Raw genomic sequence first — 16,268 nt, 5'->3', positions numbered from 1 at the left:
TAAAGATTATGCTCACGATTGCTCATATTTCAGATTTACATTTTGGTCGCGAAGTCCCTGATGTCATACAGGGATTAATGGCAGCATTAGCTCAGGTGGAACCTGATTTGGTGATTATTAGTGGTGATTTAACCCAACGCGCCAAAGTCGAGGAGTTTGAAGCCGCTAAAGTTTTTTTACAGCAGCTCCCTTATCCCTATTTTATTATTCCCGGCAATCATGATATATCCGCTACCGATATGGTGGAGCGATTTTTTAGACCTTGGGAAAAATGGCAGCAATTTGTCACTCCTAATTTAGAACCCGTATTGCAAACCAACCAATATATAGTCGTCGGTATTAATACCGCACGAGCAGCAGGATGGTATTTTGATTGGTCAAGAGGCCAAATCAGTCCGGCTCAAATTCAATTTGTAGCCGATACTATCAAGCCTAACAGTGAAAATAAGTTACGCTTAGTGGTGGCTCATCATCCTTTTTGGCTACCCGAAAATGCCGAATACCGTGATGTGGTAGAAAATCGTGATCAAGCTATAGAAACCTTTGATCAAGCAGGGGTAGATATTATTCTCAGTGGTCATATTCATATGGCCTATACTCAGATCTTGCAAGGTATTATTATCTCCCATGCTGGAACCACCTTTTCGAATCGTTTATTAGAAAGTCATCCGAATAGCTTTAATATTATAACAGGTGATCGTAAGCAATTGACGATTAGTTTTATGGAATGGCAAAATCATTCTTTTCAATTAAAACAGAGTAAAAACTTTGTAAGAATAAGTAATAATTGGCAACAGGTTTAAAGTAAGTATTAGTATAATAGGACTTAATTAAAAAATTAAAATCAATAAGCTAGTGATAAAAATGACAGAAATTTTGCTTGCTATTAAAAAAATACCCGTATTTATTAACCTTAACTCAGGTAGTGCAAAGCATTTACTACCGATTTTAAAGCGTTTTCGAGAGGTATCTATTCAGCCGATTACCCCTGCTACTCTACCTGATTTAATTAAGGCAGAAATAGCAGCGGGTGAGGATCGTGTGATTATCTGCGGTGGTGATGGTACTTTAGCGCTAGCGGCTAATCATTTAGCCGGTAGTAATACAGCGCTAGCCGTATTACCCGGAGGAACACTGAATCATTTTGCTCATTATTTAGGGATTCCTACGGATGTAAAACAGGCATTAAGCATTGCATTACACAGTCAAGCTATGGATACTGTAGATGTGGGGTGCGTGAATAACCGATTGTTTTTAAATACAAGTTCAGTAGGTACTTATGTGCGTTTTGTGCGTACCCGTGATTATTTAGAGCGTTATATGGGATATCGCTCGGCTAGTGTACTTGCTGCTATTCGCCGGTTAGTAAGATTACGTAGTTCTAGATTATTTTTTAATGCTGAGAAAGTACGTACACCCTTAGCTTTTATTGGACTAAGAGAGCGTGAATTAAGTTTTCCTTCTTTAGGCAAAGAATTAGAGCAGGGCGCACATGGTTTGCATGTGATTATTCTTAAAGTGGAAACCCGTTGGGAAATGATTCGTTTAATGTTTAATATTATTGTGCGAGGACTAGATCCCCTACAAAAAGCACGTAAGGTAGATAGTCGCATGCTAGAGTCTGTAGAGATCGATAATCACTATCGCAAGCGAAGTATTTATGTAGCATTAGATGGCGAATTAACTTTGCAAAATACGCCCTTAAAATACCACTATATTAAAAATGGATTAAAGGTTGTCATACCACCAGAAATTAAGCCCTTATAAATAAAAAGCCATCCTATTATTGCAGATGGCTTTTTTTATGTATTACTCTAATGCTGAGTCTGGTTAAAATAATTTACCAATCATAAGAGCTGCAGCGAAACCAATCGTATAGGCTAGGATTAAATGCCCAAAGAAACGAGCATAACTAACAAAGGTTACTGTACCATGACCGGCTTTACTCATAGCAATAATACCAGAGGCTGAACCGATAATGAGTAATGAACCACCAATACCTACACCATACACCATCGTAAACCAATCACCTCGTGCCATTTCTACGCCAGAATGTAATACCGCAGCCGTCAAGGGGACATTATCCACTAATGCAGAAAATAATCCTAAGGTATAATTAGCAATAGGAATAGGCAGTATGGTGTAAAGCTCTGATAAGTGATCTAAGACATGTAATTGTTTCAACATACCGACCATGAGTAATACCCCTAAGAAGAATAATAGGGTATCAAACTCAATCATACGAATATTACGCATCATATCTTCATCGCCATTAATAAACTGCATCATTAAAAATAGAATAGCTAATGAGACTAAGAAGGTGAGTAGGGGGGGAACATTGAAAAAGACATTTAAGGCTAAAATACTAATAATAGTTAGAATGAATTGTATGCCGGCAATAATGTCGGCTCTAGGAATAGGCTTAATTTCTCGCACAATATTGACATCGCCATCTAATCCTCTAGACATAATAAAGGTTAATGCTATTAAACCAATATAGGCAGGGACACTTAATAAGAGTAAATTCGGAATAGTGACTTTGCCAGCCAAAAAGATCATTAATGTGGTCACATCACCAGTAATTAAAGCGACACCACCAGAGTTTACCCCAAAAACAATCACGGCTACAAAGCGGAGTAAATCATTTCTAGATAAGTTAAGCGGTAATAATAAGCTCATACAAACTAGAGTAGTTGTTACATTATCTGCCATAGCAGAAAATAAAAAAGCAAAATGAGCAGTAATAAACATTAATGTACGTTTATTTAATTGTGCGGGTAAAACATACATGACTAGATTAGAAATTAAGCCACGATTATTTAAGTAAGCTACGAAAGTCATAGCAGCTACTAGAAATAACCATAACGTAGCGATTTCTAGTAAGTTTTCATTGAGTGCTTCTTGTATCGCTTCTGTTTCGGGGGCACGGCTTATAAAATAAAGTAGCCAAACCAGACTACCAAATAACAACGTGGTTTTTGCCTTATTAACATGAATCAAGTCTTCAATGATGATACTAATAAAGCCTATTGCAATGAGCACAAGCAGTAGGGCATCCATGGGGTGTCGATCTCCAAATACTAAAAGGGTCAATAAACAATGGTAAAAGAAGGGGGGATTATAAGGGCAATAGCCTGCTTTTTAATAGCTAGGTAGTACTCCTGTGAGAAAGGAGTACTCTAATTAGGTATACCAAAGTAAGCGGGTATTTCTGGAGCAGTCTTGGCGGCAAGGATGCCGCCTTGTAGCGTACAGGGATGTATTCACAGCGACTACGGAAGAAATACTCGATTACTTTGGCTCAAGTACTTATCAATAGTGCGGTGTTTAGCTAATTTCTGCTAAGGCCTCACCGATAATATCTAGCCCGCGTTGTAATTGTGCATCTGGTACAGTTAGGGGGACTAAAATCCGTACCACATTCCCATAGATACCACAGGATAATAAAATCAAGCCTTTGTCGCGTGCTTTTGCTACCAGAGCGGTGGTTAATTCGGGGGAGGGTTTGCCGTCTTTCATCAATTCCAGCGCAATCATGGCACCTAAACCACGCACTTCAGCTACAATGGGGTATTGTTGAGCAAAGGCATTAAGGCGACTAGTAACCTGTTCACCCACGGCTTTCGCACGATCTAAGAGCTTTTCCTCTTCAAATACGTCTAGTACCGCTAGAGCTGCTGCACACCCAATGGGATTACCGCCATAAGTACCCCCTAAACCGCCCGGCCCAATGGCATCCATAATCTCTGCCTTGCCCACCACACCTGCCATCGGGAAGCCACCCGCAATCGATTTGGCAAAAGTGGTAATATCAGCCGCAACCCCCATTTGCTCCATCGCAAAGAAGGTGCCCGTGCGGCCTGCGCCGGTTTGTACTTCATCCGCAATCAATACAATACCGTGCTTATCGCAAAGTTCACGTAGGGCTTGCATAAAGGCTTTAGGCGCTACATAAAAGCCCCCTTCGCCTTGTACCGGCTCTAAAATAATAGCGGCAATATTTTGCGGTTCAGCGTCAAATTTAAAAATACGCTCAATCGAGGCCAGTGCATCCTCGGTGCTAATACCATGTAATGCATTAGGATATAAAGCGCGGAATACTTCGCCGGGCATAATCCCCATCCCCGAACTATACGGAGCTACTTTGCCAGTTAAAGCTAATGTCGCCATAGTGCGCCCGTGATAGCCCCCACCAAAAGCAATAACCCCTGTACGTTTGGTATAAGCCCGTGCGATTTTCACTGCATTTTCAACGGCTTCTGCGCCGGTGGTAAATAGCGCTGATTTTTTGGCAAAATTACCAGGTACTAGGGCATTCACGCGCTCGCATAACTCAACATAAGGCTCATAACCTAACACCATAAAACACGTATGTGAGACATGATTGAGTTGATCGATGACCGCTTGTTTAACTTTGGGATGCAGGTGTCCGGTATTCAGTACGGCAATACCGCCGCCAAAATCAATGAGTTCTCGCCCCTCCACATCACGTACGGTGGCATTTTCGGCATGTTCGATAAAATAGGGATGCGCAAGACCCACGCCCCGTGCGATGGCTTGAGCCTTACGTTCGATTAATTGTGCATTAGTTTTAGTCATTTGCTGCTCTCCCAAGGATTTTAAACCCCATATGGTGATCGTTATGCGGTTAAAAATAAATACTCGTATGAGCGAATGATTGTCAGGGTGGGAATAAAAACAGTCTAGTGTGCTGTATTCTTGGGCGAAAGTAAGCGGGTATTTCTGGAGCAGAAGAAATACCCACTTACTTTTTATGCCTACTTAAAGGTTGCCGCTTAGATGTCTAAATACGAACGCTGCGCCGGCGGAGTAATTCAACAACTAATAAAAGTAAGACCGACATAAGAATCATAATCGTTGCCATAGCAGCAATAGCGGGGCTGATATTTTCCCGAATGCCAGAAAACATTTGAATCGGTAAAGTACGCTCGGTGGGGCTGGCAATAAATAAGGCTACTACCACCTCATCAAATGAAGTGGCAAAGGCAAAGAGTCCGCCCGAAATGACACCGGGCAAGATTTGCGGCAGGACAATATCAAAAAATACTTGTACCGGATTAGCACCTAAACTCGCACCCGCACGCATTTGATTGGTATCAAAGCCTTGTAAAGTAGCATTGACGGTAATAACCACAAAGGGTACACCCAGCACCGCATGCGCTAGCACAAGGCCAAGATAAGAGTTAAGCAAGCCTACTTGGGCAAAAAAGAAATACATGCCCACCGCGACAATGACTAACGGCGCGACCATGGGGGAAATGATTAAAGCCATGAGCAGATTTTTGCCCGGAAACTCAGCACGATTAAATCCCACCGCCGCTAAGGTTCCAAAAATCATTGCCAATAAGGTCGCTAAAGGGGCAACAATCAAGCTATTTTTTAATGACTCCAGCCAAGGCCCTGGGCTAAAAATAGTTTCATACCACTGCCAAGAAAAGCCACTTAAGGGATAGGTGAGAAAGCTACTACTATTAAAAGATAAAGGAATAATCACTAATACGGGCAGCATCAGAAAAATCAATACCAGCCCGCAGAAAAGCCTAAATGCCCAAAACCAAATGCGCTCTAGCCGCGAGGTATAAGGTTGTATCATATCCTATCTCCGGTTTGGGGTTTGTTGATTGACGAGGCGTTGATAGAGCATGTACAGCACTAAAGTGATAATGAGTAGTAGACTACCCAAGGCCGCTGCCATACCCCAGTTATTAGTGGTATTGGTATAATAAGCGACATAGTAGCTCACCATTTGATCCGAAGGGCCACCCAAAAGTGCCGGGGTAATGTAATAGCCCAAGGCCATAATAAACACCAAAATAGTGCCTGCTCCCACGCCCGCTAGCGTTTGAGGGGCATAGACTTGCCAAAAGGCTTTAAAGGGGTGTGCGCCTAATGAAATCGCCGCGCGTTGATAATGCGGTGAAATACCCTTCATGACGCTATATAAGGGTAATACCATGAAAGGTAATAAAATATGCACCATGGCGATCAATACCCCGACACGATTAAATACTAACTCCAAGGGTTGGCTAATAAAGCCTAACCCCATCAAACTCGTGTTGACCATCCCGCCCGATTGCAATAACACAATCCAAGCGGCGGTACGTACCAAGAGCGAAGTCCAAAAGGGCAGTAAGACGAAGATCATTAGTAGATTGCTCGTACCCGTGGGCAGAGTAGCCAGTAAATAGGCGAGCGGAAAACCCATAATTAAACAAATGAGGGTAACGGCTCCAGCAATCGCGAGGGTACGTAAAAATACATCAATATAAACCTGTTTTTCTGGGGCAACAGCGGTGATTTCGCCTTGGGCATTACGTTCTAAGTCTAATGAGGCCAATAAGTAACGATCTGTAGTGGTAGGAGCGGCCTTTTTTAAGGCTTGCCAAGTGCTTAATTCTGCCCAACGGGGATTCAGTGTGCTGAAGGTTTGTTGCCAAGTGGTTTCTGGTGTGTCGGGTAATTTGCGTATGGTTTGAGTGACTAAGGTGCGTAGGGTGGGGTCTTCATAGGTGAGCCGCCGCCCTAATGACCCAATGTTACCATTGGCTAAAGCGCTTTTTAGTTCCTGAGCCAAGGAGGCATAAAACGCCTCCGAGGGGGGCTGTTGACCATCCCATGCGCTTAATAATTGAGCCGTTTGTGGCAGCGCTTGAGAGAGTTCACTATTGTCTACACTACGCCAGAGCATACTGCCAATAGGGAAAACAAAGATCACCAGTAAAAATAAGGCCAGCGGGGCGACGAGTAGAAATGCATTCAACTTACGCCTCCGCTCTGCACGGCGTAACTGCGTCTTGAGAGAGGTCTGCGTAGTAGGGGGAGGTGCCATCGTCTGCGTCGCCATTGCTAACTCCTTTTATTTCGCTGCCCATGCATTGAAACGTTGCTCTAATTCCTCGCTATTATCGACCCAAAACTCAGTACCCATGGCTAAAGCGCCTTTGAGATTGTCTGTATAGGTCGGCATCTCTTTGGCTTTTTCTGGACTGAGCTTTTCTATGGCGGTTGGATTAACGGGGCCATAGGGGATTTGGCTGGAGTAGGCGGCTTGGGTATCGGGTTGGCTCGCAAATTTTATAAACTCATAGGCCGCCTCGATGTTTTTGCTACCTTTGGGAATAGCCCAGTAATCGAGATCGTAAATACTACCCGGCCATAGAATAACTAATTTACGCCCCTCGGCTTGAGCAGCGGCAATTCGACCACTATAGGCTGAGGACATGACCACATCACCTGCTACTAGCCATTGAGGGGGTTGAGCACCTGCTTCCCACCATTGAATATGGGGTTTAAGTTCATCTAGTTTTTTAAAGGCACGATCCACACCTTCAGGTGTTGCGAGTACGGTATAGACTTCTTCTGCGGGTACACCGTCGGCTTGTAGCGCAAATTCTAGGGTATATTTGGCACCCTTACGTAACCCACGCTTGCCGGGGAATTTTTGGACATCCCAGAAATCTTTCCAACTACTAGGCGCTTCTTTGAGTTTCTCTCCATCATAGGCCAGAACCGTTGACCAGACAAAAACACCCGCACCGCATTTATTAACAGCGCTTTCCATGAGCTGATCTTTAATGCCTAATTTATCCCAATCGAGCGGCTCAAAAACCCCTTCAAAACAGCCACGGGTCAGATCAGGAGACTCCATTTCGACCAAGTCCCAACTCACATTACCTGTTTCCACCATGGAGCGAATTTTGGCAAATTCACCATTATAATCCCCCGGCGTGAGTTCTGTTTTAGTCTGGGCAATAAAGGGATCGTAATAAGCCTTTTTCATCGCATCACCCGATGCACCACCAAAGGAGATAACCGTCAGGGCTTGTGCCTGAGTGCTAATCAATAGACCTAGACCTACTAAGCAGGTGGTAGCGAAATATTTTAAGGAGCGATTGGAGCGAAAAACTGCATTCATATTGAAACTCTCAAGGGTTAGATAGCGGCTAGCTATTGCGGTAACTGCTTTAAGGCACGAGCATCTTGATCATGCCAGCCCATCATAATGTGATCCTGTGGTTGAATAGGGGTAGTGAGTTCGCTCACAGGCACTTTAATATTGAAGTTAGTATTACCTGCAAATTCACAACGCAGGCGTACATGATCGCCAAGATAAACCAGCTCTTGTACGACGGTACTAAATTGATTAGGCAAAGTTTGTGCCATCTTACCTATACGTACCCGTTCGGGACGAATAGAAAATAAGACCGCCTCTTGGGTCGCTAAGGTATCCGCGTTATATGCACCAGAGACTTGATTTTGCCCAAACTCCAAACGGTAAATGGTTTGATCACGGCTGATTACTTTAGCAGGTAAGGTATTGTTTTCACCTATAAATTGTGCCACAAAGGCATTAGCGGGGTATTCATATAGATTTTGCGGGCTATCGATTTGTTGGATGACACCATCGTTGAATACGGCGACACGATTCGACATAGTGAGTGCTTCATCTTGGTCATGAGTCACAAAAACCACCGTCAAACCTAGTTGCTCATGCAAATGTCTAATTTCCATTTGCATATGTTCACGCAACTGTTTATCCAACGCACCGAGGGGTTCGTCCATTAATACTAATTGCGGTTCAAAGACTAAAGCTCGTGCTAGTGCAACCCGTTGTTGTTGCCCACCCGACAATTGCTGCGGGCGACGTTTAGCGTATTTAGTGAGCTGTATCATATCCAGAATACGCTCGACTTTAGCCTTAGCCTGATCTTTAGGCATTTTGCGCGTTTTGAGTGGATAGAGCAGGTTTTCTTCCACAGTCATATGGGGAAATAGCGCATAGTTTTGAAATACCATCCCAATATTGCGCTGATAGGGTGGTAAGGTATTAAGGCGTTGTGTACCGAGATAGATATCGCCTTGTGTGGGAACTTCAAACCCCGCTAGCATCATTAAACAAGTGGTTTTGCCTGACCCTGAGGGGCCTAATAAGGTGACAAATTCACCGCGCCCAATAGACAGATTTAAGTCACGCACCACCAAATGTTCACCATCGTAGGTTTTTTGTACTCCTGTAAAGCGTACCAAGGGGTCTGCTGGGTGAGACTGCATGCCTGACTTCCTCCGTGATTAACCAAGGACTTGACTCCAAGGGCTTTATTTATCGCACACCTCAGGATAACTGGCAAGGAAGTTTATACTAATAAATATTATTAATAATAATGATCTAGCATAGGAGAGGGCAAGCATTAATCGTTGCCCATAATCCATTAATTACTTGAGCCAAAGTAATCGAGTATTTCTTCCGCAGTCGCTGTGAATACCTCCCTGTACGCTACAAGGCGGCTTCCCTGCTGCCAAGACTGCTCCAGAACTACCCGATTACTTTGCTATACCTACTTAATTAGATGCGGGTGACAACAATTGACGTGAGAGCTGAGATTGTAGTTCGGAATTAAAATCGTGTGCCGATTGCATATGCTCATGCATTAAGGCTGCTACAGCCTTAGTATCTCGCCTTTTAAACGCTTGAATCAATTCACGATGATAATGCAAATTAGAGTTAGAAAATTCTCGTTGCTCAGGTAACTGTACTTTTTTAAAGATCACCAGATCTTTAAGTAAATCGTTTAAAAACCGCCCCATAAAAGCCAAGATCGGATTTTGACAACGTTCTGCTAGGAGATTGTGAAACTCTAGTTCAGCGATGCGTTGTGCTAAACGTTGTTCTATGGTTTCAGCCGGAATAGCACAGAGTTCTGTTAAACGCTCTAATTCTGCATAATCGGCCTCGGTTAATAAGGGAACGACTAAACGCGCAATTTCAGGCTCGACTAAACGGCGTAATTGGTAAATATCAGTCCCTTCAAAGGCTTGAAAATGTAAGTAATTACGCAGCATCTGAGAGGCAAGGGGATAGGGGACTTGGGCTAATACCGCACCACCATTAGGGCCGGTTTTAACGGTAATGAGTCCTTGTACTTCGAGGGATTTTAAGGCTTCACGCACAGTACCTTTGGAGCATTCAAATAACTCCATTAAGGCTTTTTCATTAGGCAGGCGCTCGCCGGGCTGAATATCTTTCACTACAATCCAGCGCTTTACTGCGTCAACAATTTGATCTGCGCGTTTTACCCGACGCTGTGATTCTAAGGCGGCTAGATCCTTGATCATGAATACCCTTTTAGTACGAATGCCATGAGTGCTCGCAAGTATAGTCAAAAAGGGTGTTAGTATAATAGGAATTGAGGTATTGACCTAATGACTAGTGAGGATAAACCTATGTTAATTACCAGCGCATTAGCCCAGCATCAGCCGGATATTACCTTGTTACATCAGCAAGCCTTTAATAGTGAGGCGGCAACAATCCAGCAATTATTAGCTGATTTTCAACAAGATAATAGTGCTCAGCCCTTAATGAGTTTAGTCGCACTAGAGGGTAATCAAGTGGTGGGGAATGTGGTCTTTTCTAGGGCTAGAATGACGGGGCATGAAGCCGTGACCGCCATGACATTAGCGCCTTTAGGAGTATTACCACGTTATCAAAAGCAAGGGGTTGGCAGCCAATTAATCAAGGCAGGTTTGGAGCAATTAACCGCGCAAGGGGTGGCTTTAGTGTTTGTGTTTGGTGATCCTGCTTATTATCAGCGTTTTGGGTTTCAAGCCGCACCGCGTTGGGAATTAACTGCGCCTTATCCCATTCCCGCGCCTTATGCGGAGGCTTGGCAGGTGCTGGCATTACAACCGAATGTATTAGGCACAATTAAAGGGCAAGTACAGTGTTGTGCAGCCTTGAGTCGAGTCGAATTATGGCAGGTAGAGGAGTGAGTTCTACTCCATAGCGTCGCTCCACTAAATATGCCAAAATCCCTCTATCTCTTTGATTGATCCCCACTAGGACGTACTTATGTTGAAGCTGGATGAGCAAGGCTTGGATTTGATTCAGAAATTAGACTCCAACACCTCTTTAACGGCACAGGACAGGCTTGCACTGAAGGATAATCTACGTACCCTAGAGCAGCGTCTACAAACCCTATCGGGCATGTTGTCTGAAAAAGATGGGCATATTCGCACCCGTGATCTACGCATTGATGAGCGTGATCAAGCGTTAAAAGAACTCACCGGGCGCTTAGCAGAGAAGGAGCAACTCCTCCAAGCGCTTGCTACTCGTATGGATAAATATCTGGCCTCTTTACAAAGCCGCGAGGAGTATACGGGGAGTAAAGATGCCATTATTAATGAGCGCGAAGTACGCCTGCGTGAGCTAGAGAAATCTTTAATGCACTTTGAAAAGCTCTTACAAGAAAAAGAGTTAGTCATTCAACAACGCGATCGCTCCTTAGATGAAAAAGACCGCTCACTATTACGCTCGGAGCAAGCCCTACAAAGTAAAGATAAAATCACCCAAGGGCGTGACGAGTCACTCAAGAAAAAAGACCAGCAACTCATTGAGCGCGAGCAACAGCTACAAGAGCGTACCCGCCAAACGTTAGAGCAAGAAAAGCTCTTAAAAGAGCGTGATTTACAATTATCTACCCGTGATCAAGCGGTGGCTGAGCGTGATGAGCAATTAGCCGAGCGCAATCGACGTTTAGCCGAAGCACAAGCACAGGTACAAGTGCGGGATCAAACCCTGAGTGAGCGCGATAAGCAGATTCAAGCCCGTGAAGACATACTCGCCCGCAAAGAACAATTATTAAACGAACGTGACGCCAGACTCTCCGCACAACAAAAACAACTCGCCGAGCGCGATGATAATGTCGGACAACGTGATCAACAGATTGCGAAACGGGATCAGACCTTAAAAGAGCGCGATCAAACCCTCACCGAGCGTGAGCGTGCTATTGCCGAGCGCGATAGCCAAAGCTTTAATCAGTTACAAGCGATTAAGGCCTTAGAAGAGCAGTTAGGAGTACGTAATAAACAGCTCTCCGAACGTGATGAGCATTTACAATGGCGTGATCAGCGTATAGCGCATGCCGATGAGCAAGTGCGTGAGCGTGATGAGGTCTTAAAACTACGCGATCAAACCCTGACTAAGCGCGATCAACAACTTAGCGAGCGTGATCAGCAGCTTAAGGAACGTGATGAGGTTTTAACAGCGCGTGATCAAAGTATTAGTGCTCATCTATTACAACTGACAGAGCGCGATACCCAAGTACAGCAGCGCGATAACCAGCTCCAGCAACGTGATCAATCCTTAACTGAGCGTGATAGTCAGTTACAGCTACGTGATGTACAGATTGAGCAGCTCCATCAGCAGCTTCAACAACGCGAGCAGACCTTAAGTGAGCGTGATCAGGTTTTAACGCTGCGGGAGCAAGCACTCCATAGTCTAGAGCAGGGACTAGGCGAGCGTGATCGGCATATTCTAGCGCGGGATAAAGTCATTCAAATGCGTGACTACACGCTTTCTGAGCGCGAGCACACCATTCAACAAGTCAATGCCCAAGTAATAACGCGCGATACCAGTATTACCGAGCGCGATAATAGTATTCAAGAACGTGATCGGCAGCTAGAACGTTTACAAACTGAACTCCAGCAACGTGATCAGTCCTTAAGCGAGCGTGATACAACACTTAGCCAGCGTGAGCAAACCTTGCAAGAGCGTGATATAGCTTTGCAGGCGCGTGATGTTCAGATCACGGAGCGGGATAACACGGTAAAAGCGTTAAATCAGCAAATCGCCCAATTAACCAGCGTGATTCAAGAGCGCGATCAAACCCTAGCACGGCGTGAGGAAACCATTGCCGAGCGTGATCTAGTAGTTGCCGAGCGTGAGCGTCAATTGCAAAAACGGGACGAGTCGCTGAATGAGCGCGATCAAAAGTTGAAAGAGCAAACCTTACAATTACAAGCCCGTGATCAAATGCTGACGCAGCGCGATGAAACCATTATGGGCAAAGAAGCCCATATTAGGCATTTAGATAGTGAAATACAGCGCCTTACTGTGCAGATACAGCAGCAAGAAGGGCGTATGCAGGACTATTTTAGTCAGATCAATCAACGCGATGATCACTTACGCGCCCGCGATCTAGTGATTACCCAACGCGATCGGCAATTAGATAAAGTCAATAAGATAGCCACCCGCCAAGCCTCTGGTGAAAAAAATAGCTTAATCATTGGCCTCATTACCGGAGGCGCTGCCACAGCGATTTTTACCTTAGGGCTTAAGCTGATGCAGATTATTTAAATATTACCCTTTTTATTAGTGATTAAATCGTTATGAGCTTATTACCCCATCAAGTTGAACTCCTAGCCCCTGCTAAAACGGCTGCTATTGGGCGAGAAGCTATTTTGCATGGAGCCGACGCGGTCTATATTGGTGGGCCTAGCTTTGGGGCGCGGCATAATGCCTGCAATAGTGTGGCCGATATTGCTGGACTGACTCAGTTCGCCCACCGTTACCATGCGCGTATTTTTGCCACACTCAATACCATTTTACATGAATCCGAGTTAGAGCCAGCGCGTAAGCTCATCTATGAACTCTATGAGGCGGGGGTGGATGCGCTGATTGTGCAGGATATGGGGATTTTAGAGCTAGATTTGCCCCCCATTGAATTACATGCCTCGACGCAGTGCGATATTCGTACCCCGGAAAAAGCGCGTTTTTTGGCGGATAGTGGTTTTTCTCAAGTGGTATTGGCACGGGAATTAACCATTCCGCAAATACAGCAGATCAGTGAATTAGTAGGTGATCGTGCCACCATTGAGTATTTTATTCATGGTGCTTTATGTGTAGCGTTTTCGGGGCAATGTTATATTAGCCACGCTGAAACGGGACGCAGTGCGAATCGTGGCGATTGTTCACAAGCCTGTCGTTTACCCTATACCCTGACCGATCAAACCGGAGCGGTGGTAGCGTTTGAAAAGCATTTATTGTCCATGAAGGATAATAATCAAAGTGCTAATTTGGCGGCATTGTTGGATGCAGGCGTGCGCTCCTTAAAGATCGAGGGGCGTTATAAAGAAGTCTCCTATGTCAAAAATATCACTGCTCATTATCGTCAATTATTAGATGAAATCTTTGCTAAACGCTCCGATTTAGCCCCCGCGAGTGCAGGCAAAAGCGAGATCTTTTTTACTCCTAATCCAGATAAGACCTTTCATAGGGGCAGCACCGATTATTTTGCAACTGGACGGCAAGAGGATATTGGTGCCTTTGATTCGCCTAAGTTTGTCGGTGTACCGTTAGGGGTCGTAGTTGCGGTCAATAAAGACAGTTTAGATATTGCCACCACCGAGACTATGAGCAATGGCGATGGCCTTAATTTTATGCGTAAACGTGAAGTGGTGGGGCTACAGGCTAATACGGTACAGATGCTCAAACAACAAGCCGATGCAACGGTTTATCGGGTGGTGCCGAATGAGCTGAGTGTTTTACAGGGCTTAAAAGTAGGGACAGAGGTGAGTCGTAATCGCGATCATGCGTGGGAACTCGCACTATTAAAGCCCTCTGCTGAGCGTAAAATCGATATTTGGGTGCGATTGCATGAAGTTGCCAGCGGACTAGCATTGACCCTTACGGATGCCGAGGGGATTAGTGCAACGGCTCTCCTAGAGCAAACCCTAGAGCCAGCTCGTGATGCCAATAAAGCGTGGGGGGCGCTACGCGAGCAGTTAGCTAAATTCGGTAATACGCTGTTCACCCCGCAAGAGATTAGTCTCGATGTATCCCAAGCGTGGTTTATCGCGGCCTCTAGTTTGAATGCTTTGCGCCGTGAGGCGGTAGAGAAATTAGAACTGGCACGGCTAGCAGCATGGATACGCCCGACTAGAAAGGCAGCGCTTGAGCCTCCCGCCCCTTATCCTGATAAAGCCTTAAACTATCTGGCTAATGTCTATAATTCATTAGCTTGGCAGTTTTACCATAAGCATGGGGTAGAGGTGATTGAGGCTGCGTATGAGGCGCATGAGGAAGCCGGCGAGGTGAGTCTCATGATCACCAAACACTGCCTACGCTTCTCGTTTAATCTATGCCCCAAGCAAGCGAAAGGGGTGCAGGGTGTGATGGGGCAGGTACGCGCTGATCCTATGGTATTAAAATCCGGTCATGAGACCTATACTTTAAAATTTGAATGCCGTCCCTGTGAAATGCATGTCATGGGTAAGATGAAAAAACACATTTTAAAATCATCACCACCGAGTGAAATACCCTATAGCGCTCCAATACAGTTTTTTAAGCAACGACCTGTTTAGCTGTCTATTCCATCCTATTTGAGAGTGGGTCTACGGGAGTAGCCCCGCTCAATAGGCCAGTTTATTGTATCGCTGCCGATCATAATAACGGCCATCAGTGACTATACTACTATAATAATGTGACGCCCTGTAACGGTAGCCTAATATCGGTGACGGACGTTGTAATCACTATCCTAGAACTCAAGCTGGAGTGTTGAGTCTATGAATAATGGAAAAGGTGTCTTCGCATCAAATACGCTAGGTGTGGCTACACTTTACTAGTGGCCTTGGGCGGCTGGTTAGATTAATGGAGCATCGTGAGGATGCCATTGCGTTCATCAAAATTACATAACACTTGGTCGTAAATTATAAGAGTTCGCGCGGGTTTTAAATTTCTATGAGTAGTTTTACATGTGACGTTAAGTGACTGAGAACTACGCGATGGCTCGATATAGCTGAATATTAGATTAATTAGGCATGAGCTGGCTTTATTAAGGTAAGAGTAATTGTAATTAAAAATAAATGTATTTAATTATTAGTTAATTATGTATATATTAGAAATATACTGCTGCTTGTTAAGCTTCGGCTAAGTAATTGATTATAAGGTTTTTAAAAAAAAGTGAACTTTCTTATGAACCTGTTATAAATAATGTGACGGTAACTTCCTTAGAGTTACTTCATTTCTTGATCATTATTTTATAGTTTATTACTTATAATTAAATATTATAAATAGGAAAAACACTTATTAATATAGCCATAACGATGGTATGAGTGATTTGAATAATACTAGTATGAGGGCAGAAGTAACATGAAAACTAAGGTAATTACAATAATGCTGGTTTTGGCTTTATTAGTCCGTCTTCTAAGGTTAAAACCACCGTCTTTAGACGGTCAGATTTATCTGCGATACTCACCCAATAGAAGTCAAGCAGAGGACTGGAGAAATGGAGTATCGGTATGGCAGTCATACAGTATACCGAATCGAGTACCACTTTGTATTTGTGACGAAATATCGTTATCCGATTCTAAAGGGCGATGTGGGCTTGCGGGTACGGGAGCTGATCCGTCAAACCTGCCAAGCCTTTGAGATAGAGATTGTGAAAGGGGTGGTGAGTAAGGATCATGTGCAT

At 44.3% G+C, this 16,268-nt stretch carries 13 protein-coding genes; 6 read left to right on the top strand and 7 right to left on the bottom strand.

The genetic code is table 11. From position 1 onward, the window contains the following. Positions 1-8 precede the first annotated feature (8 nt). Together A3IK_RS0109610 and A3IK_RS0109605 are read left to right on the top strand one after the other, a co-directional pair. Complete coding sequence (locus A3IK_RS0109610) at positions 9-803, top strand: metallophosphoesterase family protein (RefSeq protein ID WP_020559775.1); 795 nt, start codon at positions 9-11, stop codon at positions 801-803. A gap of 61 nt (positions 804-864) precedes the next feature. Then, positions 865-1,767 carry a diacylglycerol/lipid kinase family protein gene (locus tag A3IK_RS0109605; protein ID WP_020559774.1) on the top strand — a complete coding sequence of 301 codons (903 nt, stop codon included), beginning with the start codon at positions 865-867 and terminating at the stop codon, positions 1,765-1,767. A gap of 63 nt (positions 1,768-1,830) precedes the next feature. Here the strand turns inward: A3IK_RS0109605 and nhaD are convergent, their stop codons facing one another. The 7 genes from nhaD to A3IK_RS0109570 form a co-directional block, all read right to left on the bottom strand. Beyond that, the gene (nhaD, locus tag A3IK_RS0109600) at positions 1,831-3,060 is read right to left on the bottom strand and encodes a sodium:proton antiporter NhaD (protein ID WP_020559773.1); all 1,230 of its coding nucleotides are present in this window, start codon (positions 3,058-3,060) and stop codon (positions 1,831-1,833) included. A 267-nt stretch (positions 3,061-3,327) separates the two neighbouring features. Beyond that, positions 3,328-4,599, bottom strand: coding sequence for a 4-aminobutyrate--2-oxoglutarate transaminase (gene gabT, locus A3IK_RS0109595; RefSeq protein WP_020559772.1), 1,272 nt, complete (start codon positions 4,597-4,599; stop codon positions 3,328-3,330). A 205-nt stretch (positions 4,600-4,804) separates the two neighbouring features. After that, positions 4,805-5,614 carry an ABC transporter permease gene (locus A3IK_RS0109590; protein WP_020559771.1) on the bottom strand — a complete coding sequence of 270 codons (810 nt, stop codon included), beginning with the start codon at positions 5,612-5,614 and terminating at the stop codon, positions 4,805-4,807. Positions 5,615-5,617: 3 nt separating this feature from the next. Continuing rightward, positions 5,618-6,865 (bottom strand): ABC transporter permease, encoded by a 1,248-nt coding sequence (locus tag A3IK_RS0109585; RefSeq protein ID WP_020559770.1) that lies wholly within the window; start codon positions 6,863-6,865, stop codon positions 5,618-5,620. A gap of 12 nt (positions 6,866-6,877) precedes the next feature. Next, a complete protein-coding gene (locus A3IK_RS0109580) occupies positions 6,878-7,936 on the bottom strand; it encodes an ABC transporter substrate-binding protein (RefSeq protein WP_020559769.1) in 1,059 nt (352 codons plus the stop codon). A 32-nt stretch (positions 7,937-7,968) separates the two neighbouring features. Next, the gene (locus A3IK_RS0109575) at positions 7,969-9,072 is read right to left on the bottom strand and encodes an ABC transporter ATP-binding protein (RefSeq protein ID WP_020559768.1); all 1,104 of its coding nucleotides are present in this window, start codon (positions 9,070-9,072) and stop codon (positions 7,969-7,971) included. A 288-nt stretch (positions 9,073-9,360) separates the two neighbouring features. Next, on the bottom strand, positions 9,361-10,134 hold the full coding sequence (locus A3IK_RS0109570) for a FadR/GntR family transcriptional regulator (protein ID WP_020559767.1): 774 nt from the start codon (positions 10,132-10,134) through the stop codon (positions 9,361-9,363). Between the two features lie 108 nt (positions 10,135-10,242). Here A3IK_RS0109570 and A3IK_RS19065 point away from each other — a divergent pair, with 108 nt between their 5' ends. The 4 genes from A3IK_RS19065 to tnpA form a co-directional block, all read left to right on the top strand. Further along, positions 10,243-10,788, top strand: a complete 546-nt coding sequence (locus tag A3IK_RS19065; protein ID WP_162596635.1) for a GNAT family N-acetyltransferase — start codon at positions 10,243-10,245, stop codon at positions 10,786-10,788. 79 nt (positions 10,789-10,867) lie between these two features. Then, entirely contained in the window at positions 10,868-13,153 is a 2,286-nt protein-coding gene (locus tag A3IK_RS0109560; protein WP_020559765.1) for a coiled-coil domain-containing protein, read from the top strand. A 32-nt stretch (positions 13,154-13,185) separates the two neighbouring features. Then, positions 13,186-15,159, top strand: coding sequence for a peptidase U32 family protein (locus A3IK_RS0109555; RefSeq protein WP_020559764.1), 1,974 nt, complete (start codon positions 13,186-13,188; stop codon positions 15,157-15,159). 923 nt (positions 15,160-16,082) lie between these two features. Next, positions 16,083-16,268, top strand: a 186-nt coding sequence (tnpA, locus tag A3IK_RS0109550) for an IS200/IS605 family transposase (RefSeq protein ID WP_020559763.1), incomplete at its 3' end; no start/stop codon positions are given.

It is taken from the genome of Thiofilum flexile DSM 14609 (assembly GCF_000380185.1).
GTDB classification, from domain to species: Bacteria; Pseudomonadota; Gammaproteobacteria; order Thiotrichales; family Thiotrichaceae; genus Thiofilum; species Thiofilum flexile.
Note: the sequence above shows the minus strand (reverse complement) of the source record. Positions and strands in the feature narration are given on the sequence as shown.